This window comes from Mesorhizobium sp. WSM4841, assembly GCF_055811515.1.
This window is the reverse complement of the sequence record NZ_JBVVQC010000007.1, coordinates 104,911-129,431: the sequence shown is the minus strand read 5'-3', so window position 1 is coordinate 129,431 and position 24,521 is coordinate 104,911. Positions and strand designations below refer to the sequence as shown.

Annotated in this window: 18 protein-coding genes; 1 reads left to right on the top strand and 17 read right to left on the bottom strand. The window is 63.3% G+C overall.

Annotated features, from left to right (window positions below):
- Window positions 1–283: 283 nt before the first annotated feature.
- From amaB to AC0L14_RS10825, 10 genes are all read right to left on the bottom strand, one after another.
- Window positions 284–1,795 carry an L-piperidine-6-carboxylate dehydrogenase gene (amaB, locus tag AC0L14_RS10870; RefSeq protein WP_473486474.1) on the bottom strand — a complete coding sequence of 504 codons (1,512 nt, stop codon included), beginning with the start codon at window positions 1,793–1,795 and terminating at the stop codon, window positions 284–286.
- Between the two features lie 179 nt (window positions 1,796–1,974).
- Complete coding sequence (locus AC0L14_RS10865; protein ID WP_123149615.1) at window positions 1,975–3,249, bottom strand: RNA polymerase sigma factor; 1,275 nt, start codon at window positions 3,247–3,249, stop codon at window positions 1,975–1,977.
- Window positions 3,246–3,620: a YciI family protein gene (locus tag AC0L14_RS10860; protein WP_192358717.1), complete on the bottom strand. Its 375-nt coding sequence runs from the start codon at window positions 3,618–3,620 to the stop codon at window positions 3,246–3,248. Before AC0L14_RS10860 ends, AC0L14_RS10865 begins: the two co-directional genes overlap by 4 nt.
- A 259-nt stretch (window positions 3,621–3,879) precedes the next feature.
- Window positions 3,880–4,446, bottom strand: coding sequence for a type II toxin-antitoxin system VapC family toxin (locus AC0L14_RS10855; RefSeq protein ID WP_473527177.1), 567 nt, complete (start codon window positions 4,444–4,446; stop codon window positions 3,880–3,882).
- A 1-nt stretch (window position 4,447) separates the two neighbouring features.
- Window positions 4,448–4,789, bottom strand: a complete 342-nt coding sequence (locus AC0L14_RS10850) for a hypothetical protein (RefSeq protein ID WP_473527176.1) — start codon at window positions 4,787–4,789, stop codon at window positions 4,448–4,450.
- 336 nt (window positions 4,790–5,125) lie between these two features.
- Window positions 5,126–6,232, bottom strand: coding sequence for a DNA topoisomerase IB (locus AC0L14_RS10845; protein WP_473749457.1), 1,107 nt, complete (start codon window positions 6,230–6,232; stop codon window positions 5,126–5,128).
- Between the two features lie 148 nt (window positions 6,233–6,380).
- Entirely contained in the window at window positions 6,381–7,265 is an 885-nt protein-coding gene (locus AC0L14_RS10840; RefSeq protein WP_473749455.1) for a transglutaminase family protein, read from the bottom strand.
- A 25-nt stretch (window positions 7,266–7,290) separates the two neighbouring features.
- The gene (locus AC0L14_RS10835; RefSeq protein WP_473749454.1) at window positions 7,291–9,696 is read right to left on the bottom strand and encodes a circularly permuted type 2 ATP-grasp protein; all 2,406 of its coding nucleotides are present in this window, start codon (window positions 9,694–9,696) and stop codon (window positions 7,291–7,293) included.
- A gap of 6 nt (window positions 9,697–9,702) precedes the next feature.
- Window positions 9,703–13,098 carry a transglutaminase family protein gene (locus AC0L14_RS10830; RefSeq protein WP_473749452.1) on the bottom strand — a complete coding sequence of 1,132 codons (3,396 nt, stop codon included), beginning with the start codon at window positions 13,096–13,098 and terminating at the stop codon, window positions 9,703–9,705.
- A gap of 122 nt (window positions 13,099–13,220) precedes the next feature.
- The gene (locus AC0L14_RS10825) at window positions 13,221–14,411 is read right to left on the bottom strand and encodes an acyl-CoA dehydrogenase (RefSeq protein ID WP_473486467.1); all 1,191 of its coding nucleotides are present in this window, start codon (window positions 14,409–14,411) and stop codon (window positions 13,221–13,223) included.
- Between the two features lie 175 nt (window positions 14,412–14,586).
- On the opposite strand from AC0L14_RS10825, the gene AC0L14_RS10820 reads away from it, so the two are divergent.
- Window positions 14,587–15,483 carry a LysR family transcriptional regulator gene (locus tag AC0L14_RS10820; protein WP_473749450.1) on the top strand — a complete coding sequence of 299 codons (897 nt, stop codon included), beginning with the start codon at window positions 14,587–14,589 and terminating at the stop codon, window positions 15,481–15,483.
- Here AC0L14_RS10820 and AC0L14_RS10815 read toward each other — a convergent pair whose 3' ends face one another.
- From AC0L14_RS10815 to AC0L14_RS10785, 7 genes are all read right to left on the bottom strand, one after another.
- A complete protein-coding gene (locus tag AC0L14_RS10815; protein ID WP_473749449.1) occupies window positions 15,484–17,790 on the bottom strand; it encodes a Tex family protein in 2,307 nt (768 codons plus the stop codon). It lies immediately after the preceding gene.
- Between the two features lie 128 nt (window positions 17,791–17,918).
- Window positions 17,919–19,100: a serine hydrolase domain-containing protein gene (locus AC0L14_RS10810; RefSeq protein WP_473749447.1), complete on the bottom strand. Its 1,182-nt coding sequence runs from the start codon at window positions 19,098–19,100 to the stop codon at window positions 17,919–17,921.
- Between the two features lie 174 nt (window positions 19,101–19,274).
- The gene (locus AC0L14_RS10805; protein ID WP_473749445.1) at window positions 19,275–20,471 is read right to left on the bottom strand and encodes a serine hydrolase domain-containing protein; all 1,197 of its coding nucleotides are present in this window, start codon (window positions 20,469–20,471) and stop codon (window positions 19,275–19,277) included.
- A gap of 67 nt (window positions 20,472–20,538) precedes the next feature.
- The gene (locus AC0L14_RS10800; protein WP_473749444.1) at window positions 20,539–21,573 is read right to left on the bottom strand and encodes an ABC transporter substrate-binding protein; all 1,035 of its coding nucleotides are present in this window, start codon (window positions 21,571–21,573) and stop codon (window positions 20,539–20,541) included.
- An 11-nt stretch (window positions 21,574–21,584) separates the two neighbouring features.
- Window positions 21,585–22,391: an ABC transporter permease gene (locus AC0L14_RS10795; RefSeq protein WP_473486461.1), complete on the bottom strand. Its 807-nt coding sequence runs from the start codon at window positions 22,389–22,391 to the stop codon at window positions 21,585–21,587.
- Window positions 22,384–23,304 carry an ABC transporter permease gene (locus AC0L14_RS10790; RefSeq protein ID WP_473749441.1) on the bottom strand — a complete coding sequence of 307 codons (921 nt, stop codon included), beginning with the start codon at window positions 23,302–23,304 and terminating at the stop codon, window positions 22,384–22,386. The genes AC0L14_RS10795 and AC0L14_RS10790 overlap by 8 nt, the downstream gene beginning before the upstream one ends.
- Complete coding sequence (locus AC0L14_RS10785) at window positions 23,304–24,398, bottom strand: ABC transporter ATP-binding protein (RefSeq protein WP_473749440.1); 1,095 nt, start codon at window positions 24,396–24,398, stop codon at window positions 23,304–23,306. The genes AC0L14_RS10790 and AC0L14_RS10785 overlap by 1 nt, the downstream gene beginning before the upstream one ends.
- Window positions 24,399–24,521 lie beyond the last annotated feature (123 nt).

The window sequence follows — 24,521 nt, the reverse complement described above, 5'->3', positions numbered from 1 at the left end:
GACGGCGGGGAAAGCTGCCCGGCGAAGCAACCGCCGAACACCCGTTGGGAATTCCGAACCAACGGAATAGACCATACAATGGTGTTAAATTAACGTCAACATGTGTGATTTTTGGAAGCAATCTTGCGGCGGCCAAGCACCCTTACTAGCGCCGAAGTCCCGAGCTCGCCATCATTGATGCGGCTTTCGCAGACTGTTTTGGATCTCCCGGAAGCCGCTGAACGGCGACCGAGATAAATCGTGGCAGCTATTGGCGCAGCCGCCACGACAAGGGCCTCACAGCCTAGTCGATGTCGAAGGATACACCCTGGGCCAGCGGCAGCGCCTTGGAATAGTTCACCGTGTTGGTGGCGCGCCGCATGTAAGCCTTCCAGGCGTCGGAGCCCGACTCGCGGCCGCCGCCGGTCTCCTTCTCGCCACCGAAGGCACCGCCGATCTCTGCCCCCGATGTGCCTATGTTGACGTTGGCGATGCCGCAGTCGGACCCGTCGACGCCCAGGAAGCGCTCGGATTCCTGCAGGTCGCGGGTGAAGATCGACGACGACAGCCCCGCTCCGACCGCGTTGTGCTCGTCGAGCACGGCGTCGAAATCCGAGTACTTCATCACATAGAGGATCGGCGCGAAGGTCTCTTCCGTCACCGGCGAGACCTGCTTGGGCATCTCGACCAGCGCCGGACGAACGTAATAGGCGTCGGGATGGCCATTCTCGACCCGCGTGCCACCGGTCGCCTTGCCGCCGTGAGCGGCGGCTTCCTTCAATGCGTTCTGCATGCTGTCGAAGGCTGACTTGTCGATCAACGGTCCGACCAGCGCTGATGTCTCCAGCGGGTTGCCGACCGAGACGCTTTCATAGGCCTTCTTCAGGCGCGGAACCAAGGCATCATAGATGCTATCATGCACGAACAGGCGCCGCAGCGTCGTGCAGCGCTGGCCGGCCGTGCCCATGGCGCCGAATGCGATGGCGCGCAAGGTCATGTCGAGATCGGCGGTCGGGCAGACGATGCCGGCATTGTTGCCGCCGAGCTCCAGCACGGCGCGGGCAAAGCGTTTTGCCAGCCGCGGACCGACATCCCTGCCCATGCGGGTCGAGCCGGTGGCCGAGACCAGGGGCACCTTCGGATGATCAACCAGAATTTCGCCGACAGCGCGGTCGCCGATCAGCACCGACGTCAAGCCTGCCGGAGCATCACCGAAACGCTTTGCCGCGCGCTTGAAGATCGCTTCGCAGGCGAGCGCCGTCAGCGGTGTCTTTTCCGACGGCTTCCACACCACCGCGTCGCCGCAGACCAGCGCAAGTGCCGCGTTCCACGACCACACCGCGACCGGGAAGTTGAAAGCGGAGATGACGCCGACGACACCCAGCGGATGCCAGGTTTCCATCATGCGATGGCCAGGCCGCTCGGTGGCGATGGTCAGGCCGTATAATTGCCGCGACAGGCCGACGGCGAAATCGCAGATGTCGATCATCTCCTGCACTTCGCCGAGCCCTTCGGACGGGATCTTGCCGACCTCGATCGACACCAGCCTGCCAAGCTCGGCCTTGTGCGTGCGCAGCTCCTCGCCAAGCAGCCGCACCAGCTCGCCGCGCTTCGGTGCCGGCACCAGACGCCAAGCCTGGAAGGCTTTATGCGCCTTGTCGATAGTCTTTGCCGCATCGGCCGGCGAGATCGTCTTCAGCGCGGCGATCTGCTCGCCCGTCACCGGGCTGCGCACGATAAGATCGCCGCCCGAAAGCGCATCCTCGGCGACGCCCAGTTTCGCCAGTAGCCCGGCTGTTTCCTTCGCAATCGTCATTCTCTGTCCCTTTCAGATCCCGTCGCTCATATGGCGTCGGTCGAAGCCTTGTGCCATGCCGTCCCTGTGCCGATCGGCACATCAGGCGCTGTCATGGCGTGGCATTACTCGTTTCAGGGAAAAATCGCCACCCCGGCATGGTCTAAGCCAAGGTCAGACCGTTGAACCAGCGAGTCGATTCAGCGCACTGTCTGCGCGGTTACCCGCGCGGCGCCTTCCTTCATCAGCCGGTCGATGTGCATGCGGATATGGGCCGCCTCGGCGGCCGTATTGGCAAGCGCAATGGCGCGGTCGAAGGCGATGCGCGCCTCCTCACCACGACCGAGCTGCATCAGCAGTCCGCCCTTGAGGCCGAAGAAGTGGAAATAGCCGGAAAGCCTTTGTTCCAACGGCTCGATCATGGCAAGTGCCGCTTCCGGCCCGCGCACCTTGGCCACCGCAACGGCGCGATTGAGCGTCACCACCGGCGACGGCTGCATCTGCTCGAGCAGGCTGTAGAGCAGCTCGATCTCGTTCCAGTCCGTGTCCTCAGGCTTTTCCGCCCGCGCATGCAGGGCGGCGATCGCCGCCTGCACCTGGTAGGGACCGGGCTTCTGATGGCGCAGCGCCTTATCGACCAGCGCCAGCCCCTCGTCGATCATCTTGCGGCTCCACAGGCTGCGGTCCTGGTCTTCGAGCAGCACGATTTCGCCGTTCTCGTCGAAACGCGCCGGCGCACGCGCATGCTGGAGAAGCAAGAGCGCCGTCAGGCCCATGATCTCCGGCTCGGTCTGGAACAACCTGAGCAGCAGCCGGGCCAGCCGGATTGCCTCTTCGCAGAGCGGCGCCCGGGCCGGCGCCTCACCGCTGTTGGTCGAATAGCCTTCGTTGAAGATCAGGTAGACCATCGCGGCGACGGCGGCGAGCCGTTCGGACCGCTCGACCGCACCGGGCGTCTCGAACGGCACGCCGGCATCGGCGATGCGCGCCTTGGCACGTGTGATGCGCTGCTCCATGGCGCTTTCGCCGACGAGAAAGGCGCGGGCGATCTGCTTGACGCTCAGGCCTGAAACGATGCGCAGCGCCACGGCGATCTGCTGCGTCGCCGGCAGGTCGGGATGGCAGCAGATGAACAGCAGCCGCAATATGTCATCGCGGTAATGCGCGCCGTCCAGCCGTTCGGCGATATCGGTCTCGGCATCCTCCAGATCGGAGATCTGGTCCTCTTCCGGCAGCGGCGCCTGCTTGGCACGCTTGCGCACCGCGTCGATGCCGCTGTTGCGGCCAACGAAGATCAACCAGGCTGCCGGATCGCGCGGCGGGCCGTTTGTCGGCCAGTTCTTCAGAGCTCGCAGGCACGCGTCCTGGAAAGCTTCTTCCGCCGCATCGAGATCGCGGAAGTAGCGCAGCAGCGCGCCCATCGCCTGTGGGCGGGCCGTGCTGATCGCCGTGCTGATCCAGGTGAGATCGGTCATGCGGGAATCCTGGCGGGGTTGAAGAGCGAGACCGGCCGTATTTCGTAGGAGCCGCCGCTCGGGTTGACCTCGGAAAGTTCGCGCGCAAAGTCGACGGCCTCGTCGAGATCGGCGCATTCGAGCGTGTAGAAGCCGAGGAACTGTTCCTTGGTTTCGGCAAATGGTCCGTCGATGACGACCGCTTCGCCCTTGACCTTTCTCAGCGTTGTTGCAGCGGTTGTCGGCAGCAGCCGCGCCACCGGGCCAAGCCGGCCGGCCTGAGCGTATTTTTCCTGCACGCCCAGGAGTTTTTCCATGACGGCATCGTCCTGTTCCTTGCTCCAGGAGCAGACGACGTCTTCGGAGGCATAGCAGAGGATAGCGTAGAGCATGGGTGCGTCCTTTTCTCTGTCAAAGGACGAAACAGTAGGACCGATCCCGACATAACGTCGATAAAAAATTACGTCCTGCGAGCACAATGAAGCGCCATTCGGTAGCAACCGCCACGCGCCGGACGCGCCCGGCCTTCTGGGGCGCATTCCAGGCTTACCGTCGCTTCCGAGTTGGAGAGTGAGGAGCGCTGAAGTCCGGCATTATGTAGCAAAGACCACCAGATTTCGACATCGTGGAAGCCCGGATGTGCAGCTACATTTAGATTGGCCGATACATCAAAACCCGGCCCGTCGGGATCAGCTGCAGCAAATAATCGAAGTCGCTGATGTTGCCCGTTAGAACGGTAAATCCCAATTTCTGGGCCTGCAGGAACATCACGCAATCCTGAAGCGCCCGCAGCCTGGAATCATTCTTGTAGCCTTGCAGGCGACACAGCATTCCTGAGAGGAGTGCGGCTCGGCCCAGGACATCGGGACCTGGTGCAAAAACCCGATGGGGCGGCATATCCTTGATCATGGTCCCGATCTGCTTGATAGCTTCGGCGGTACCCGGGTGCTTCGGCTTAAGGACGCCAACCGTGTGCATTAGTTCCTGGATGGCTGCGGTGGAATGATTGACCTGCCTGACGTCGAGGAGGTCGGCAACTGCTTCTGGCGCTCGGCCTTGCAAACCGTCGAGGTAAACACAGGTATCCAGCAGCAATTCCTGTCCCGCCTCGACAAGGTTACCAATGATCGGCAGCTCCTTGTCGGGCCGGCGGCTTAAAGTTTTCTGGGGGTCAAATCGCGACCATCTGACGGCGGCACCGAAGTCGAAATCGGCCAATTCAGAATCCGAGCTTCAGCGTCGGATCCACCGTTCCCCGTGTTTTCCTGAAGGTGTCGGCGAAATTGTCTTCCAAGGCTACATTTGCCAACGCAAATTCGACCAGTTCGGTATCAGACGTCAATCCGGTTCGAGCTTTAGCCTTCTTGATCAGGTCAGCACTCACCCGTCCCGCAATCCTGCCGTTCTTCTCAGCGCGCAGGCCGGATTCTTCCGCCCTCTGCAGGACGGCATTAATTCTGGCTAGGCGACGCATCTGCATTTTCGCAGCCGCTTTGGGAAGCGTTTTCGTCCGCTTGCCCACGGAGAGGCCGCGACGAACACGTACAGCTGTCTTCGCCATCAGGGTGCCTCACGTTTCCGTTTAACAAAAATCGATTTTAGACAACATAGCAGGAAAGATGATTTTTTCAATGTCCGCTACCGGAACAGATCCAGGCGCGATTCATACTCGTCGTCCGACTAGCCCGGATATCTCACGATATATCCGGGCTAGTCCGGATCGCCCTGCATCTCATACTTGTCCAGACTGAATCGAGGCATCTCGCAATAACTGGCGAGAGACAGTCGACAATTCGAGATGCCGCTTCCAGGCTTTCGATCAATCCACCGACGGAGACGTCATGGTGGTTTTTGCTACCGAATACCACGATGAAGGCCTGTGGCTGCTCTGTTCGGTTCAGCTTTCCTGCGCCTTCAGCCATCTCAGAACGATGGCCTCTTCGTCATCAAGACCGGGTATCGATCGCTTCCGCTTGTTCACATCCGCCATTTCGCTGAGCAGCCGTCCTTCGGACCAGGCTTCGAAAACTTGCGGGTGGATGTAACACCTGCGGCAGATGGCGCGCGTGTTGCCCAGCCGCTCGGCAACCTTGTCGATGACGCCGTTCATCACCCGCTTCTGTTGTGCCTGGCTTTCGGGTCGTTCGATTTGCGCAAACAGTGACGCAGCATGGATGGTGCCGCCCCAGGTTCGGAAATGCTTGGAGCTGAAATCGTCCCCTGCGTTCTCCCTGATGTAGCGGTTGACGTCGTCGGAGCGGATCGGTCGCCTGCTTCCATCCTCGTCGAGATACTGGAACAGCTTCTGGCCCGGCAAATCCTGCGCCCCGCGCACGATCCTGGCAATCCGGCGATCGACGAGCTTCAGCTTCCATTCCTTGCCGGACTTGCCTTTGAAAGCGAAACGCAGGCTCGAGCCATTGACGTCGACATGGCGGTCGCGCAGCGTGGTCAGCCCAAAGCTGTTGTTGTCGCGAGCGTAGGCGGCGTTGCCGACGCGGATCATTGTGTTGTCGAGCAGCCAGACCACAGCGGCGACAAGCCGCTCCAGCGGCAGGCCGTGACGGCGCAGATCGGCATCGATCTGGCGTCGCAGCTCAGGCAGGCTTTCTGCAAAGGCAACCAGGCTCGAATATTTGACGCCGTCACGCTCCTCCGCCCACAGCGCATGATACCGATATTGCTTGCGCCCGCGCTGATCCCGGCCCGTCGCCTGGATGTGACCGTCAGCATCCGGCGAGATCCACACATCCGTCCACGCCGGCGGTATGGCGAGCGCCTTGATGCGGGTCATAGTGTCGTCGTCGACACCCTGCCCGTCAGGTCCTTTGTATGAAAATCCCTTGCCAGTCCTAAAACGGCGGATACCGGGCTCAGCGTCAGTGATGTAGGTGAGTGAGGCTCGATCGGCAGAGGCTTGCGACCCATTTTTCGGCGCCCCGTTCTTTGGTGCAGCCTCCCTGGCAGCCGATTGGCCAGACGACGACCCGGATTTGTCCAGCATATCCTCTCCGCGAGAAATTTCCCGTAGATAAGCGACGGACCGGCCGCTGGTTCCGCCATGGCTTTCACAAACATGTCAGGCTGACCGCATGAGAACCCGTCTTCCGTCTATGTTCAGCGCTTACAAATCGATGCGGCATCGCCTGCCGTCATGCTTTCTCGAGCACGACCGGAATGACGTCGACAGCTTGCTCGCCGACCTGCCCTCCGGTCGTCTTCAGGATGCCGACGATCGGCGCGACATCCGAGTAGTCGCGGCCGTGGCCGACGGTGATGTGGTCGTTGCTTGCCCGCATGCCGTTGGTCGGATCGAACTCCTGCCATCCGGTGTCGCGCCCGCACCACACCTTCACCCAGGCATGCATGGCGTCGGCCCCTTCCAGCCGCGGTTTTCCGCGCGGCGGAATGGTGCGCAGGAACCCGCTGACATAGCCGGCGGGGACGCCCAAGCCGCGCAGGCCGGCGATCATGATATGCGAAAAGTCCTGGCAGACGCCCCGCTTCAGGTCGAAGGCATCGCTTGCCCGGGTCTGCACCGTAGTCGCCTCACCATCATAGGTGAAATCGCGGTAGATACGGCTGCACAGGTCCATGGCCGTGCTGACAGCGGAGTTGCAGGCACTGCTCCGCGCGTAACCCGTGATATCAGCATCGATGCCGGCATGGTCGCTGGCGGCCAGAAAGTGATGCGGTGTATCAGGCGACAGCGACCGCACCGCATCGAGTTCCTCCCGCAGCCGGCGAATGTCGGGCGACACGTCAAGCCCGGGTTCCGGCCGCGAAACCGCAACGCGCGCGCTCATCCTGATGTCGAGCGCATCGTGAACGTCGCGAAAGGCGATTGACGTGACATTGTTGCCAAAGAAATCGGAAAAATCCGAGCGTTCGCTCGGCGCCGGCGCGAAGGACAGCGAAGCGGCGATCACGCGCTGCATGCCCGATATCGTCGGCGGCAGCACGCGCACCTGATGACGGCCGCCGCCCGCCGCCGCATCGTAATCGTAGCGCAGATTGAGCCTGATATCGTAGAGCATGCCCCGCCTTTAACCGAACCCGCCCTTAGCCGAAATAGGCCTTGGCGAGGCTGTTGTAGAGGCCGCCGATCTCATTGGCGAGGTTGTCCAGGGCCTGCGCCGTCATGTCCGAGGGCTCCTTGATGGCGATTGCCGTGTTGAGCTGTAGGATCTTTTTCGCCGCCGGCGACATGTGCCCCTCGCCGCCGACAGCAGGCAACAGCGCGATTTCCGCCTTCAGCCGCTCGAGCTGGAACAGGATGGAGCGCGGGTTGAGCGGATCCAGCACCAGGAGGTCGACCACCGTACTTCGGCCGGCCTGCACCGGATACTGCCGCCGATGGGTCATGACGCTGTCGCCGATCTCCAGCATCATGTCGAGCGCCCCGTCCGGTGCCGCAGTCCTGGTCAACCGGGCGAGCGTGCGGGCGATCTGGATGCCGCGTTCCAACCGCCGGCCGATCTCCAGGAAGCGCCAGCCGGTGAAGCGGTACATATTCTCATGCAGCAGGCCGGAAAACCCGGCGAGCTTGCGCAGGATGACCGTCATCGCCCGCGTCGCATCATCGCCCGGCGCCACCGTTGTCGCGAATTGATGAATGGTCTTCGACAGATCCTTCAGCGCCAGCCAGCCATCGGGCGAGAAGCGGTCGCGAATCTGTCCGGCGCTGTAGACGGCGCTGTCCAAGGTGCCGATCAGCCCCGGCGGGATCGCGGTTTCGACGTCTGTGCCGAACGGTTCGAGATAGTCTCTGATATCGGCAAGCAGCGGCATATCCGGGTCGGAGGCCTCGGCCAGCCGCACGTGATAGGCGCGCAGGATGCGCACCGTGTCTTCCGATCGCTCGATATAGCGGCCGAGCCATGTCAGGTTTTCCGCCGCGCGGCTGGGCAGGCTGCCCGGCAAGGTACGGGTGAAGCTGTCATGCTCCTGCGGCAGCAGCGTCTCGCGCTCCACCGGTCTGTCGCTGACCACCCAAACATCCGCCGCCTGGCCGCCGCGCTGCATGGCGATGGCCGTCGGGTCGAGCGAAAAGCCGACGCGGGCAAAACCGCCGGGCATCACCGTCCAGCCTTCCGGCGTTCGCGCCAGATAGACGCGCAGGGCTGCTGGCCGCGGCTCCAGCCAGCCGCCGACATAGACCGGCGTGGTCGAAAGCGTCACCGCTTCCTGTCCGACAAAGTCGCCGCCGTTCTGCTCGATCAGAGCTATCAGTTCGGCCCGCTCCCCGGCAACCAGCGCCGAGCCAAGCCTGGTGCAATCGTCATCCTCGAAGGCAAGCCGTGTCGACAGCGCCGGGCCGATCACCATGCGGTCGAGGTTAGCCAGCACATGGTCACGTTCTGCGTCCCGCCCGCACCACCATGTCGCGACGCTCGGCAGCAGAAGCTCCTCGTTGCGCAATTCGCGCGAAATCTTCGGCAGGAAGGCGAACAGCGCCCGCGTCTCCATCAGCCCGGAGCCGAGCGCGTTGACGGCTGAAACAGCTCCCCGGCGGATCGCCTCGACCAGCCCTGGCGTGCCGATCTGCGAATCCGGCCGCAACTCCAGCGGATCGGCGAAGGCGGCGTCGAGCCGTCGCCAAAGCACGCTGACCGGCATCAACCCCGAAACGGTGCGCACCATAAGCCGGCCGCCGGAGACGGTCAGATCCTCGCCTTCGAGCAGCATGATGCCGAGATAGCGGGCGATATAGGCATGCTCGTAATAGGTTTCGTTGAGCGGCCCCGGCGTCAGGATGGCGACACGGCCGCCTGATACTTTGGCCATGCCGTTCAGCGCGTCGCGAAAGCGACGGAAGAAGCCGGCAAGGCGGTGCACATGCATCTCGCCATAGATGTCGGACAGCGCGCGCGTGGTGGCGACGCGGTTTTCCAGCGCAAAGCCGGCACCCGACGGCGCCTGCGTGCGGTCACCCAGCACCCACCAGCGGCCGTCCGGTCCACGGCCGAGCTCGAAAGCGCAGAAATGCAGGAAATGGCCGCTGGCCGGTCCGGTGCCGACGACGGGGCGCAAATATTCCGGGCTGGCCGCGATCAGCCCCGCCGGCAGGATGCCCTTCTCGACCAGGCGGTTCGGCCCGTAGATATCGGCAATCGTTTCCTCGAACAGCTCGGCCCGCTGAACCAGGCCGGCACTGATCGCGGCCCATTCCTGCTCCTCGATCAGCAGCGGCACATGCGCCAGCGGCCATTCGCGCTCATTGGCGCCGGCCTTGTCGTAGACGCGGTAATAGACGCCGGCGTCGCGCAGATACTGGTCGGCGCGGGCGAAGCGCTGGGCGAGCTTTTCGGGCCCCAGTTCTTCCAGTGCCTCGATGAACTCCTTCCAGACCGGGCGGGGATTGCCTGATGCATCGACCATCTCGTCGACGACGCCGTCGATCGGCTGGTAGTGCTCCAGCAGGTTGTGCGGCCTGCCGCGTATTTTCTTGTGATTCCCCTTTGCCATGGCTGATCAGAGTCTTGCAGGCCGCCGCAGGTCAAGGGTCATCGGGAAATCCTCAGAGGCTTGTTCGTCGTGCAGCAGGTAGCCGGACGGCGTATGGCCGCGCGGCTCGAAGCGGGCGAGCCGCCGCGCCTCCGCTTCGTTGCCGTTGACAGGGAAGGTGTCGTAGCTGCGCCCGCCGGGATGCGCGACATGGTAGACGCAACCGCCGACCGCCCGGCCCGACCACCGATCGTAGATGTCGAAGACCAGCGGCGTGTTGACCGGCAGCGCGGGATGCAGCCCCGATGCCGGCTGCCAGGCCTTGAAGCGAACCCCTGCCACCGCGATCTCTCTGGTGTCGGTCACCTTCATCGGCACGATGCGACCGTTGCAGACGACGGCGTGACGCTCGGGGTTGAGCCCTTCCGTCTTCACCTGCAGCCGCTCGACCGAGGAATCGACGAAGCGAACGGTTCCGCCGATGGCGCCCTGCTCGCCCATGACATGCCACGGCTCCAGCGCCTGCCGCAGTTCCAGCTTGATGCCGGCATGCTGGACCTCGCCGCAGAACGGGAAGCGGAATTCGAGCTGCGCGTCGAACCATTCGGGACGGAATTCAAAGCCGTTCAGCTTGAGGTCGTCCAGCACGTCGAGAAAGTCAGCCCAGACATAGTGCGGCAGCATGAAACGGTCATGCAGCGACGTGCCCCAGCGCACGAAGCGGCCATCGAGCGGGTTCTTCCAGGCGCGGGCGATAATGGCGCGCACCAGCAATTGCTGCGCGAGGCTCATGCGCGCATTGGGCGGCATCTCGAAGCCGCGGAATTCGACCAGCCCCAACCGGCCGGTCGGCCCGTCCGGCGAAAACAGCTTGTCGATGCAGATTTCCGAGCGGTGGGTGTTCCCCGTCACGTCGGTCAGAAGATTTCGGAACAGTCGGTCGACCAACCACGGCAGCGGGGCCTGACCCTTGTCCGGATGCGGCACCTGCGCCATCGCGATCTCGAGCTCATAGAGCGAATCGTGGCGCGCCTCGTCGAAACGCGGCGCCTGGCTGGTCGGGCCGATGAACAGGCCTGAGAACAGATAGGACAGCGACGGACGGCGCTGCCATTGCAGCACTAGGCTCTTCAGCAAATCGGGGCGGCGCAGGAACGGACTGTCGTTAGGTGTCGCGCCGCCGACGACGACATGGTTGCCGCCGCCGGTGCCGGTATGGCGGCCGTCGATCATGAACTTGTCGGCACCAAGCCGCGTCTGCCGCGCCTCGTCGTAGATCGCTGTGGTCGTCGCCACGCAGTCCTGCCAATTGGCAGCCGGATGGATGTTCACTTCGATGACGCCGGGATCGGGAGCCACGCGGATGACGTTGAGGCGCGGATCATGCGGCGGGCCGTAGCCCTCGATATGCACCGGTAGGCCGATAGCCTTTGCCGCATTCTCGGCCGCCGCGACCAGTTCGAGATAGTCTTCCAGCGCCTCGACCGGCGGCATGAACACACAAAGCCGTCCATCGCGCGGCTCGACCGACAGCGCGGTGCGCCCCGCGCCGCCGATCTCGGTGATCTCCTGTTCGACACGGTCCTGCTGGCCGGTCGCGGCGGTGAAGGACACCGCCTGCTGGCGGCGCGCCATTTCGTCGGCGCCTTCAAGTTCGGCCGGTGCAGCCTCCGGCAAGGGAGCGGCTTCAGGCAAAATAGCCTCGCGCGCCGGCAATGGCCCGCGCGGCAGGGAAGGATCGACCGGCACGATGTAGGGGAACTGCGCCGGCGGCACGTAGGGAAGTGTGCCCAGCGGCAGGCGGTAGCCGACCGGTGAATCGCCCGGCACCAGAAACAGCCTGCCGCGCCGCGTTTTCCATTTCTCCGAACGCCAGCGCGGTCCGGACGCCTGGCTGTTCCAGCGCTGGACAGGCAGCACATAGCCCGACGGCTTGGTCAGGCCGCGTTCGAACACCCGCGCCATGCGGCTGCGCTCCTCGGGGTCGTCCAGCTTCGAATTGGACGGATCGACATTCTCCGGCAGCTTGCCTTCCTTGAGCAGCCACTCGGCCGGGTCCTCATAGGCTTCGCTGACCATGGTCCTGTCGATGCCGAGTTCATCGGCAATCGCCGTCAGCAGGCTTTCAGCCTGCTTCGGTCCGACATCTGCTTCGCCTGCTTCATCTGCTTCGCTGTTTTCCCGTGCGATCAGCGATGGGTCGCTCCACACCGGCTCGCCGTCGGCGCGCCAGTACAGCGAGAAGGTCCAGCGCGGCAGGCTTTCGCCCGGATACCACTTGCCCTGCCCGTAGTGCAGGAAGCCGCCGGGCGCGAAACGCTCACGCAGCCGGCGGATCAGCGCATCGGCCTTTTCGCGTTTTGTCGGGCCGACGGCGGCGGTGTTCCACTCCTCCGCCTCGAAATCGTCGATCGACACGAAGGTCGGCTCGCCACCCATGGTCAGCCGCACGTCCCCGGCTTCCAGCGCGGCGTCAACCTGGTTGCCCAGCGCATCGAGCGCCTGCCAGCTTTCGTCGGAGAACGGCTTGGTGATGCGTGGATGCTCGGCGATGCGGTCGACCCGCATGTCGAAGCCGAACTCGACATTGGCGAAGCTGGCCACGCCGGAAATGGGCGCGGCGTTGCGGAAATGCGGGGTTGCGGCGAGAGGCACATGGCTTTCGCCGGTGAGCAATCCGGAGGTTGGGTCGAAGCCGATCCAGCCGGCGCCCGGCAGGTAGACCTCGCACCAGGCATGGAGATCGGTGAAGTCGATCGCCGTGCCGGGCGGTCCGTCAAGCGCGACGAGGTCGGGCTTCAGCTGGATCAGGTAGCCGGAAACGAAGCGCGCGGCGATGCCGAGGTTCCTCAGGATCTGCACCAGCAGCCAGCTCGTATCGCGGCACGAGCCTTTCTTGGCGGCCAGCGTTTCCTCCGGCGAGAAAACGCCGGTTTCCATGCGCACGATATAGGCGATCTCGCGCTGCAGTCGCGCATTGAGGTCGACGACGAAATTGACGGTATTGGTTGGGTGGCGCACGATGGTTTGCAGGAACGCCGTCAGCAGCGGTCCGGCCGGTTCCGGCGTCCGGTAGATGGCGAGATCGTCGCTGATCTCTTCCGGGTATTCGAACGGAAAGGTCTCGGCCGACGGCTCGACGAAGAAATCGAATGGATTATAGACCGTCATGTCGGCGACGAGGTCGACCTCGATCTTCAGTTCCGTCACCGGTTCAGGAAACACGAACCGCGCCAGGAAGTTGCCGTAGGGATCCTGCTGCAGATTGACGAAGTGGTTCGACGGCCCGACCTTCAGCGAATGGCTGAGCACCTTGGTGCGGGAATGCGGCGCCGGCTGCAGCCTGATGACCTGAGGGCCGAGAACAACCGGCCGGTCATATTTGTAATGGGTCAGGTGGTAGACAGCTGCCAGAATTGCCATGGGGCCTCGAAAGTCGGCGTTTCAAACGAATTCGCCGAACCCTGACACAAATGCTGGCCATTCTCCAAGCAGAGATGTTGCGTTGCACCTAATTTAAGCAGCGTTGCCGGCCTAGGGGTCGCTTAGAAAAACGCCTGCAATCCCGTCTGCGCCCGCCCGAGGATCAGCGCATGCACGTCATGCGTGCCCTCATAGGTGTTGACTGTCTCCAGGTTCTGCGCGTGGCGCATGACATGGTAGCCGATCTGGATGCCGTTGCCGCCATGCATGTCACGGGCCTGGCGGGCAATGTCGAGCGCCTTGCCGCAATTGTTGCGCTTGACGATCGAGATCATCTCCGGCGCCATTTTGCCTTCATCCATCAGCCGCCCGACCCGCAAGCTGCCCTGCAACCCAAGCGCGATCTCGGTCTGCATGTCGGCGAGCTTCTTCTGGAACAGCTGCGTGCCGGCCAGCGGCTTGCCGAACTGCTTGCGGTCGAGGCCATATTGGCGTGCCCGGTGCCAGCAATCTTCGGCCGCGCCCATCGCGCCCCATGAGATACCGTAACGCGCCCGGTTGAGGCAGCCGAACGGCCCCTTCAAGCCCGAGACATTGGGCAGCAACGCATCTTCGCCGACCTCGACGCCTTCCATCACCACTTCGCCGGTGATCGAGGCTCGCAGCGACAGCTTGCCGCCGATCTTCGGCGCCGACAGCCCCTTCATGCCTTTTTCCAGGACGAATCCGCGAATCTCGTTGTCATGCGCGGCCGATTTCGCCCAGACGACAAACACGTCGGCGATCGGCGCGTTGGAAATCCACATTTTCGAGCCGGAGAGCTTGTAGCCGTTCGCCGTCTTCTCCGCCCGCGTCTTCATGCCGCCGGGGTCGGACCCGGCATCCGGCTCGGTCAGGCCGAAGCAGCCGATCCATTCGCCTGACGCCAGCCTCGGCAGGTATTTTTTGCGCTGCGCCTCCGAGCCATAGGCATGGATCGGATACATCACCAGCGACGACTGCACGCTCATCATCGAGCGATAGCCAGAGTCGATGCGCTCGACCTCGCGCGCCACCAGCCCATAGGTGACGTAGTTGGCGCCGAGCCCGCCATATTCTTCCGGGATGGTAATGCCGAGCAGACCCGCCTCGCCCATCTCGCGAAAGATCCCGGCATCGGTCTTTTCCTCGAGATAGGCTTCCTCGATTCTGGGGGCGAGCTTGTCGGCGGCGAATGCCGCTGCGCCGTCGCGCACCATCCGTTCGTCTTCCGAAAGCTGGTTCTCGATCAGGAAAGGATCATCCCAGACGAATGCATTCTTGTCAGCGGCCATGGCCTCGGTCTCCCAAACTCTTGCACGTCGCCCAAAGCTTGCCCTCGGGCCTGACCCGAGGGTGTTCGGCGGTCTTGGATAACGGCATGCAAATCTGAATGCCGGCTTATCGGCTTCCAGCTCGAAAAAATCAAACGAAATTGCTTCGGCGATTAATGAGCGTTAGTAATTGATCATGAACGTGCAGCGCCGCCTTTTGCCTGGTATCAGCGCCCTTGCCGCCTTCGAGGCGGTGGCCCGGTTGGGCAGCTTCACCGCCGCCGCGCAGGAGCTTGATCTCACCCAGGGCGCCGTTAGCCGGCAGATCAAGCTTCTGGAGGACCAGTTCGGCCGCCGGCTGTTCGATCGCAACAGCCGCAATGTCAGGCTGTCGACGGCAGGTGAGATTTATGCCGAAGCGGTGCGCGCCGCCCTTGGCCAGCTGCGCGATGCAGCGCTGGGATTGATGAGCAATCGGCATAGTGGCATCTTGAACCTGGCCATCCTGCCGACCTTCGGCACGCGCTGGCTGATGCCGCTCATCCCGGATTTCGTTGAAAACAACCCCGACATCACCATCAATTTCGTCACTCGCATCGGCCGCTTCGACTTCGCCCGCGAACGGCTCGATGCCGCCATCCATTTCGGCCTGCCCGACTGGCCGGATGCCGACTCGACGCTGCTGATGCGCGAGACGGTGGTGCCAGTGGTCTCGCCCGAATTTCTGGCCGGCCGGGATCTTGCCACACCTGCCGATATCGGCCGCCTGCCGCTGTTGCATATGGCGACGCGGCCCGGCGCATGGACCGAGTGGTTCGAGCATCAGGGTTTGAGCGCACCGACCGGACCGGGCATGCAGTTCGAGCAATTCGGCACCGCCGCCCAGGCCTGCATGGCCGGGCTCGGCGTGGCGCTGCTGCCGCAGGTGCTCATATCAGGCGAATTGCAGCGCGGCCAGTTGGTGCCGGCACCAGGCCGGCCGATGCAAAGCCGCAGCGCCTATTATCTCGTCGTGCCGCACGACAAGCGCGGCCATCCGCCGGTCGCCAGTTTTCGCGACTGGCTGCTGGGTCATGTGCCGCCGGAGAAATAGCTACTTACGCTTCAACGCATCGGCCAATGCGGCGCCGAATGCGCCCTGTTGCGCCGGCCGCTCCGGCTGGCGCAGCGGCGCCGGCGTGCGCGGCACCGGTCTGTTGCCGTTGTCGCGCGGCTTCGGTGTACCGCCGTCACCATCCTTGCGCATCGAAAGGCCGATGCGCTTGCGCTTGATGTCGACGTCGACGACGCGCACCTTGACCACGTCGCCGGCTTTCACCACCTCATGCGCGTCCTTGACGAAACGGTCGGCCAGTTGCGACACGTGCACAAGTCCGTCCTGGTGCACGCCGATATCGACGAAGGCGCCGAACGCGGCGACATTGGTGACGGTGCCTTCCAGCAGCATCCCCGGTTTCAAATCCTTGATGTCTTCGACGCCGTCGGCGAAGGTCGCGGTCTTGAAGCCGGGGCGCGGGTCGCGGCCGGGCTTTTCCAGTTCCGCCAGTATGTCTCGCACCGTCGGCAGGCCGAACCGCTCGTCGACGAAGACACGCGGATCGAGCGCCTTGAGAGCGGCACTGTCGCCCATCAGCGAGCGGAGGTCGCGCCCGCAGGCAGCGACGATCTTTTTCGCCACGCCATAGGCTTCCGGATGCACGGCCGAGGCATCGAGCGGTTCGGTGCCGTTGGGAATGCGCAGGAAGCCGGCGCATTGCTCGAACGCGCGGGGTCCGAGCCTCGCCACCTTCAACAGGTCACGGCGGCTGGCGAAGGGGCCCGCCGCGTCACGGTGCGCAATGATCGCCTCGGCCAGCGAGGCGCCGAGGCCCGAAACCCGCGCCAGAAGCGGCGCCGAGGCGGTGTTGAGGTCGACGCCGACGGCATTGACCGCGTCCTCGACCACCGCTTCCAGCGACCGGCCGAGCCGATACTGGTCGACGTCATGCTGATACTGGCCGACGCCAATCGACTTCGGCTCGATCTTGACCAGTTCGGCGAGCGGATCCTGCAGCCGCCGCGCGATCGACACCGCGCCGCGCAGCGACACGTCGAGGCCGGGAAATTCCGCCGCCGCCGTTGCCGAGGCGGAATAGACCGAGGCACCCGCCTCGCTGACGATCACCTTGAGCGGCTTCGGCCCGGACTCGGCAGGCATGTCGGACAGCATGTCGGCCACCAGCCTTTCCGTCTCGCGGCTGCCGGTGCCGTTGCCGATGGAAATCAACTCGACCTTATGCAGGCGGATGAGCTTCGCGAGTTCGGCTTGCGTGCCGCGCACATCGTTCTTCGGCGGAAACGGATAGACTGTCGTCGTCGCCAGCAGCTTGCCGGTGCCGTCCACCACCGCCACCTTGACGCCGGTGCGGATGCCGGGGTCGAGCCCCATCGTGGCGCGCGAGCCGGCCGGTGCGGCGAGCAGCAAATCCTTCAGATTGCGGGCGAAGACGTGGATCGCCTCCTCCTCGGCCCGCTCGCGCAGATCCCGCATCAAATCGAGCGTCAGGTGCAGCGACAGCTTTATGCGCCAGGTCCAGCCGGCCACCTCCATCAACCAGCGATCGCCCGGCAACTGGCGGCCGATGGCGTAGGCGTCGGCAATCATCCGTTCGACCGGCTTCACCGGAGACGCGTCGTCTGCATCGACCTCGATGTCGAGCGACAGCACCTCTTCGTTGCGGCCGCGCAACATCGCCAGCGCGCGATGGCTCGGCACGTTGGCCCAGCGCTCGACATGGTCGAAATAGTCGGAGAATTTCGCGCCGGCTTCCTGCTTGCCGTCGACGACGCGCGACCGCATGAAGGCCCGTTCCTTCATGTAGGTCCGCAGTCTGCCGACCAGATCGGCATTCTCGGCGAACTGCTCGGACAGGATGTCGCGCGCGCCTTCGAGCGCCGCCTTGCCGTCGGCCACCTCTTCACTGATGTAGGCCAGCGCCAGTTCGGCGGGCACCGCCGCGCGGTCGGCAAGGATAGCGTCTGCCAGCGGTCCCAAGCCACGCTCGCGCGCGATCTCCGCCTTGGTCCGGCGCTTCGGCTTGTAGGGCAGATAGATGTCTTCGAGTTCCGCCTTGGTGACGGCCGCTGCGATCTTGGTTTCAAGCTCTTCGGTCAGCTTGCCCTGCTCGCGGATCGAACCGAGAATGGTGTCGCGGCGCGCGTCGAGTTCGCGCAGATAGGCGAGCCGTTCGGCAAGCAGGCGCAACTGCGTGTCGTCCAGGCCGCCGGTGACTTCCTTGCGGTAGCGCGCCACGAACGGCACCGTCGCACCTTCGTCCAGCAGCCCGATCGCCGCCGCGGCCTGTTCGGGCCGGGCAGTGATCTCGGCTGCGATGATTGCTGCGATGCGCTCGGATGCCATGTCGTTCCTGCTGTCCTGTCGAAAAGAGCAGCGACCATAAGCTCAGAGCGTCGCTCCGCCAACCGCGGCGTCTTCAACCGCCCAATAGCTCCACAGGAAAGCTGCCATCGCGGTCAGCCTGGATCGGCTCAGACCATCCGGGTCAGTGCCTCGAAGAAAGCAATTATGTCGAGATCGAGCGGCTCGTCGACCGGCTCCGGCTGCGACGACATCTTGGCGATGACGACCTCGGCCGTCGGATTGACATAGAGCCACTGGCCGTGGATGCCAATGCCGCAGAAGGCGCCGCTTGCCGCACCCGTCTGGTACCATTTGTTGCGGTAGCGGCCTTTCGGGAAGAGGAATGCCATCGTGCCACGCTGCCAGGCCTCGGTGTCTCCGCCTGTGCTGACAGTGTCGCGCACCCAGGCTTCCGGCACGATGCGCCGGCCATTGGCCATGCCGCCCTGCCGCATCATCTCGCCGACACGCACCAGATCGCGCGGCGTCACCGAAATACCGCCGGCCGTGCGCGCGGTGCCTTCCCTATCGACCGATACCGACGCTTCGTTCGTTGCACCAAGCGGCAGCCACAATTTCTCGCGCATCAGCTCGGCGAAGCGCTGGCCAGATGCTCGCTCGAGCAGGATACCGAGCAGGTCGGAATTGGGCGAGCGGTAGCGATAGGTCCAGCCATGCGGCTCGGCAAGGCGCTGCAGCGTCAGGATGAAGTCGGTCAGGCTTTCGCTGCCGCCGCCCGGATTCCACAGCGTCGCGCGGCGATAGCGGGCAAAGGCGCTTTCCGGATCGAGATAGGCTTCTTCGAAGTCAAGGCTGACGGTCATGTCGAGCACATGCCGCACGCTGGCATCGCCATAGGCCGAGCCGGCAGCTTCCGGCAGATAGCGGGTCACCGGCGCCTGCGGATCAAAAATCCCCTCGCCTTCCAATATGCCGGCCAGAATGGCGGTCAGCGACTTGCTGATCGAGAAGATGATGTGGCGGGCGCCGAACTGCATATGCGGTGCAAACCAGTCGCCGACGATCTTGCCGGCCTTCATGATTGTCAGCGCGTCGGTATCGGAACGCGTGAGAAAGGCCGCAACGGTCTCCGGCCCGCCGGCCAGCGCGACCTTTTCGTCAAGCAGCCCACCGAAATCCTGAACCGGTATTTCGCCACCGCCCGGCACGGCTGCGACACGTGCGCTCGGCACCAACTCGCCGACATTCTGGAACGACCACCGGCTGAACGGGCTTTCGCGCCAGTTGCCGAGCAGCACCTGGTTGCGGGCGAAGCCATATCCGGTCTCGAACGCGGTCTTGCCGGTCATGGTGTTTCCTCTCGATTTTTTTAGGAAGTTAGAGACTGTTTCGAAATTCGCTCTGGCGAGTCATATGGTGGTGGTTTCGAGAACCGGCGCGCAGCGGACATTTGGGTCCGTGAGCACCGGAAGCGCAGAAAACGCCATCAGATGGCCGCCAGAGTAGAGTTTCCAAACGGTCTCTTAGGCCAGCGCGGCAGCGATCGCGTGGACGGCTTTCATCGTCGCCACCGAATAGGCGACGTCGGTGAAATCCGGATAGCTCGAAAGCTTCACCACGACCATTCTCGTGTTCCAGTCGATATGGATCAGCTGCCCGAACACGCCCCGGCACATAAGCGCGCGCGAACGCGGGTCCTCGATCCAGAACTGGTTGCGGTAGCTGCCTTCCGGCAGGCTGGGATTGAAGTCGGGCCTATGCCTGCCGGTGCGCGTTGCCTCGATCCAGTCGGCCGGCACCACGCCGCCGCCATTGTCGAGGATCAGCTGGCCGAAACGGCCATAGTCGCGCAGCGTGGCGTTGAAACCGCCGTCGGCGATGGCGTAGCCGGCGCTGTCGACGGTGAAGCAGGCGCTTTCATCCGCCCCGAGCTTTTGCCAGAGTTCCTCCGAAACCAGCTGCGCCAGCCGCTTGCCGGTTATTCGCTCCATGATGAAGGCGAGCACGTCGGTCTCGATCGAACGGTATTCGAAGGCAGCACCATGCGGCCGGCTTGTCTCCTTGAGTCGCAGGATCAATTCGAACATATGCGACGGCCACTCGAAGGCCGGATCGCTGTCCGGCGGCACCGGTTTCCAGCCGCTGGCGACATCGACCTGGCCGATGTCGGAATAGCGGTCGGTGTATTCCTCGGAAAAGCGCACGCCGGTCGTCATGTCGAGCACATGCTGCACGCTTGCGCCGGCCCAGCCGGTGGCGCCGAGTTCCGGCAGATAGGTCGTCACCGGCAGGGCCGGATCGATCAGGCCGCGCCCGGCCAGTATGCCGAATACCGAGCCCGTGACCGATTTCGCCATCGACTGCGACAAATGCAGCGTGCGCTCGCTCATGCCGTTGCAATAGCGCTCATAGGCGATCTTACCGTCCTTGAGCACGAGAAGGCCGTCCGTGTAGGTTTCGTCCAGCAGCCCGGCCAGCGTCGTCGGCTGGCCTGTGCTGTCGCTCACCGGCAGCGCGTCAAGATCGACCTCGGTCCGCTCGAACCGGCGGCGATGGCCATTGCCGCGCCAGACTTCGACGGTCGGCAGAATTTCGCGGATGTGCTGGAACGCCCAGCGGTTCCATGGCGGCCGGTCCCAGTCGAGCTTCGGCGGCACCATCTTGGGCGGTGAGCCCTGCATGATCGGCGGCACCGGTTCACTGTTGCGATAGGAGGTCATGAGATGCGTCCCGGCAATATGAAAACGGACCCGGCAGCCATGGCTGCCGGGTCCGTCAACGATGCGATCACTTCTGCAGTTCGGTCCATATCCTGGTGTAGAGTGCCTGCACGTCGGGCGCGCAGTTCAGCATGAACTTGCCCTTGTCGACGAACTCGGCGGGGATGTTGACCTCCGGCGCCGTTTTCATGTCCTCAGGCATGAAGGCTTCCGATCCCTTGATGCCGTTGGCGTAGCGCGCGAAAGATGAGATCAGCGCAGCGTTCTCGGGATCCATGATGAAGTTCTGGAACAGCTTGGCGTTTTCGACGTTCTTGGCGTCCTTCAGCACCGCGAGATTGTCCATCCAGATCGGATAGCCCTCCTTCGGATAGCCATAGACGATGTCCTTGTTCTGCAGGCGGGAGCGGAAGGATGCGCCGTTCCAGTCGACGCTGGCGGCGAAGTCGCCCTTGGCGAACTTCTCGACCGTGCCGTAGTCCATCGATATCCATTTCGGCTTTGCCGCCACCAGCGCATCGCGCACCTTCTTCAGCACCTCCTTGTCGCCGGTGCACGGCTCGCCGCCGATATATCTGATGGCGAGATGCATGACGTCGGCCATTTCGGGCACGACATTGACCTTGCCGACCAGTTCCGGCGGCGGGTCCATGAAGATGGCCGAGGTGTTGGGATCACCCTTGTAGACCGAGGTGTTGACCGTGACGCCGGTCGTGCCCCACTGCCACGGCACGGTGTATTTGCGGCCCGGATCGAAGGGAACATCGACCCATTTCGGATCCATGTTCTTGAAGTTCTCCATCTTGTTCGGCTCTGTCTCCAAGAGCAGCCCTTCCCCGATCCAGATCGGCACGAAGCTCGCCGAGGGCACCACGATATCGAAGCCGCTGCCGCCTTGCCTGATCTTGGCCAGCGCGGTGTCGTTGGAATCGTAGTCGGTGACGGTCACCTTGACCTTGTATTTTTCCTCAAATTTCTTGATGAGGTCGGGGCTGGTGTAGTTGCCCCAATTGTAGATGTTGAGTTCGCCATCGGCGCGGGCGAGACCCGCCGAGGCGAACAGCGCGGCGCTGAGTGCCGTCGCAGTCAGTTTCCACTTCATCGTTTCTCCTGTCACTCCTGATCCTTTTTCCTGCTGATGAAAAAGAAGACGGTGACGATCAATATCGAGATCAGCAGGAACACCGTCGAAATCGCGTTGATTTCCGGCGTGATAACGCGCCGGAATTGGCCGAGCATGTAAGTCGGCAATGTATCCTGGCCGCCGGACTTGACGAACTCCGTGATGACGACGTCGTCCAGCGAGATGACGAAGGCCAGCATCAGCCCGGCAAGGATGCCTGGCCAGAGCAGCGGAAAGGTGACGCGCCGAAAAGCCTTCCAGGGTGTCGCGTAGAGGTCGGCCGCCGCGATCTCCAACGACAGGTCCATGTTCTCGAGCCGCGCCCGGATCGGCAGATAGGCAAAGGGAATGCAAAAGGCCGTATGCGCGGCCATCAGGTAGCCCAGCCCCGAATAGCCGGTCCAGATCTTGATGCGCGAAAAGAAGATCAGCAGCGCCACCGCAGTGACGATTTCCGGCACCATCAGCGGCTGGTTGATGAAGGCGTATTTGAAGCCGAGGCCGGGATATGGCTTCGTCCGGGTCGTGGCGAGTGCAGCCATGGTGGCGACGATCGTGGCAATAGTCGCGGCGACCGAGGCGATCTGCAGCGACCGGATCGAGGCATCGACGACCTGGTCGTTGTTCCAGGCCTGGTAGAACCAGCGCAGCGACACGCCTTCCCAGATCGCGATCGAATTGCCGGCGTTGAAGGCATAGACGACAACCGTGACGATCGGCAGGTACAGCGCGAAAAAGCAGATCATCGCGATGGTCGTGAAGCCGGTCTGCCGGCGAATGTCGAAGCGGCTAGCCATGCGCGCCGTCCTGGCGCCCGGCGGAGCGGACATAGAAGAGCAGCGCGACCATCACGATCGCCATCAGCGAGAGCGACAGCGCCGAGCCGAGCGGCCAGTTGCGGCCTTGCCCGAATTGCAGCTCGATCAGATTGCCGAGCATCATATTCTTCGACCCGCCGAGCACGCGCGGGGTGACATAGGCGCCCAGCGCCGGGATGAAGACCAGGATCGAGCCGGCGACGATGCCGGGCTTGACCAGCGGGATGATGACCCGCCTCAGCACCTGGAACCGGTTGGCATAAAGGTCGTAACCCGCCTCGACCAGCCGGAAGTCGATCTTTTCCATACTGGCATAGAGCGGCAGCACCATCAGCGGCAGATAGACATAGGTCATGCCGACCATCAGCGCGAAATCGGTGAACATCATCTGGATCGGCTGGCTGATGATACCGAGCTTGATCAGCACCGTGTTGACGATGCCCTCGTTGCGGATCACCTCCTGGATGGCGAAGGTGCGGATCAGCAGATTGGTCCAGAACGGGATGGTGATCAGGAACAGCCAGATGTTGCGCTGTCGCGCCGGCCGGGTGGCGATGAAATAGGCCGTCGGGAAGCCAAAGAGCAGCGTGAAGATCGTCGTCAGGAACGACAGCTTGGCCGAGCGCCAGAAGATCGACAGATGCGCGTCGGCGAAGGCCAGCGTATCGTCGAAGATGTCACGCTGCATCAGCACCGACAGCCAGCCGTCCGTGGAGAATTTCCACACCACGTCGCCGTAGGGCCCCGGCGTCAGGAATGAGTAGATCACGACGATCAGCAGAGGGCCGGTCGCCGCGAGAAAGATGATGATCAGTGCCGGCGCCGACAGCAGCCAGCGATCGCGGATTTCACGGTGTTCGGCGTCCTTGGCGACTTCTTCCGCGCTCGCCATCAATCCCTCAGCACTTGTGCGGCGTCGTTGCCGATCGAAATGCCGACCTTGTCGCCCCGCTCGAAACCGCAGCCGGCGCTGCGCGTGTTCTGCTGGCGCACGGTGAAGGCCTCGCTGCTGTCCAGTCGAACATGGATATGCGTGTCCGTGCCGAAATAGACGATGTTTTCGACCGTGCCTGACAGGTCGCCCTTGCCGCTGGTCAGCTTGGCATGTTCCGGCCTGACCACCACGGTGGCATTGTCCTTCGGCTGAAAGCCCTCAGCCACGGTCGCGTCGATCGTCGCGCCGGATTTGAGCGTTGCGCGTGCCTTGCCGTTGCCCATGCCGGTGATGGCCGCCGTGAGAAAATTGGTTTCGCCGATAAAGTCGGCGACGAAGCGCTCCGCCGGCTTGTCATAGATATCCCAGGGCGTTCCGACCTGCAGGATCTTGCCCGACGACATCACCGCGATGCGGTCCGACATGGTCAGCGCTTCTTCCTGGTCGTGGGTGACGAAGATGAAGGTGATGCCGGTCTCGTGCTGCAGCCGCTTCAGCTCGATCTGCATCTCCTTGCGCAGCTTGAAGTCGAGCGCCGACAGCGGCTCGTCGAGCAGCAGCACTTTTGGCTGCGGCGCCAGAGCCCGCGCCAGCGCCACGCGCTGTTGCTGGCCGCCGGAAATCTGGCTGGTGCGGCGGTTGCTGAGCGCCTCCATCTTGACCAGCTTCAGCATCTCGGCGACCCGCGCCTTGACTTCGGCCTTGGGCTTGCCGAGCATTTCGAGGCCGAAGCCGATGTTCTCGGCCACCGTCATATGCGGGAACAGCGCATAGTTCTGGAACACGGTATTGACCGGCCGTTTGAACGGCGGCAGCGGTGCGATGTCCTGGCCATGCAGCAGGATCTCGCCGGCGCTCGGGAAATCGAAGCCGGCGATCAGCCGCAAAAGCGTCGTCTTCCCGCAGCCGGACGGACCAAGCAGCGTGAAGAACTCATTTTCGCGGATCGACACCGAAACCGTGTCGAGGGCGGCGACCTGTGACTCCCCGGTACCGAACACCTTGCGGACGCCACGAACTTCAATTGCACTTTTACCCGGTTGTTCCGGCACGATTACCCCAATCTTGTGTCCGCTCTTAAGGGCGAATCCAGTTCCCACTCGATTGTCAGCACACGGCGCATGGCTTGGCAAGCACACATCCGAATGTCGATTCAGAACGCAATTCCCGTGCCA

What these genes read in the sequence shown, in the direction of transcription:
- amaB (WP_473486474.1), bottom strand. Translation starts at nt 1,795, where the DNA reads ATGACGATTGCGAAGGAAACAGCCGGGCTACTGGCGAAACTGGGCGTC.
- AC0L14_RS10790 (WP_473749441.1), bottom strand. Translation starts at nt 23,304, where the DNA reads ATGGCGAGCGCGGAAGAAGTCGCCAAGGACGCCGAACACCGTGAAATC.
- AC0L14_RS10805 (WP_473749445.1), bottom strand. Translation starts at nt 20,471, where the DNA reads ATGACCTCCTATCGCAACAGTGAACCGGTGCCGCCGATCATGCAGGGC.
- AC0L14_RS10795 (WP_473486461.1), bottom strand. Translation starts at nt 22,391, where the DNA reads ATGGCTAGCCGCTTCGACATTCGCCGGCAGACCGGCTTCACGACCATC.
- AC0L14_RS10850 (WP_473527176.1), bottom strand. Translation starts at nt 4,789, where the DNA reads ATGGCGAAGACAGCTGTACGTGTTCGTCGCGGCCTCTCCGTGGGCAAG.
- AC0L14_RS10825 (WP_473486467.1), bottom strand. Translation starts at nt 14,411, where the DNA reads ATGGCCGCTGACAAGAATGCATTCGTCTGGGATGATCCTTTCCTGATC.
- AC0L14_RS10865 (WP_123149615.1), bottom strand. Translation starts at nt 3,249, where the DNA reads ATGACCGATCTCACCTGGATCAGCACGGCGATCAGCACGGCCCGCCCA.
- AC0L14_RS10810 (WP_473749447.1), bottom strand. Translation starts at nt 19,100, where the DNA reads ATGACCGGCAAGACCGCGTTCGAGACCGGATATGGCTTCGCCCGCAAC.
- AC0L14_RS10835 (WP_473749454.1), bottom strand. Translation starts at nt 9,696, where the DNA reads ATGGCAAAGGGGAATCACAAGAAAATACGCGGCAGGCCGCACAACCTG.
- AC0L14_RS10800 (WP_473749444.1), bottom strand. Translation starts at nt 21,573, where the DNA reads ATGAAGTGGAAACTGACTGCGACGGCACTCAGCGCCGCGCTGTTCGCC.
- AC0L14_RS10820 (WP_473749450.1), top strand. Translation starts at nt 14,587, where the DNA reads ATGAACGTGCAGCGCCGCCTTTTGCCTGGTATCAGCGCCCTTGCCGCC.
- AC0L14_RS10815 (WP_473749449.1), bottom strand. Translation starts at nt 17,790, where the DNA reads ATGGCATCCGAGCGCATCGCAGCAATCATCGCAGCCGAGATCACTGCC.
- AC0L14_RS10860 (WP_192358717.1), bottom strand. Translation starts at nt 3,620, where the DNA reads ATGCTCTACGCTATCCTCTGCTATGCCTCCGAAGACGTCGTCTGCTCC.
- AC0L14_RS10830 (WP_473749452.1), bottom strand. Translation starts at nt 13,098, where the DNA reads ATGGCAATTCTGGCAGCTGTCTACCACCTGACCCATTACAAATATGAC.
- AC0L14_RS10845 (WP_473749457.1), bottom strand. Translation starts at nt 6,232, where the DNA reads ATGCTGGACAAATCCGGGTCGTCGTCTGGCCAATCGGCTGCCAGGGAG.
- AC0L14_RS10840 (WP_473749455.1), bottom strand. Translation starts at nt 7,265, where the DNA reads ATGCTCTACGATATCAGGCTCAATCTGCGCTACGATTACGATGCGGCG.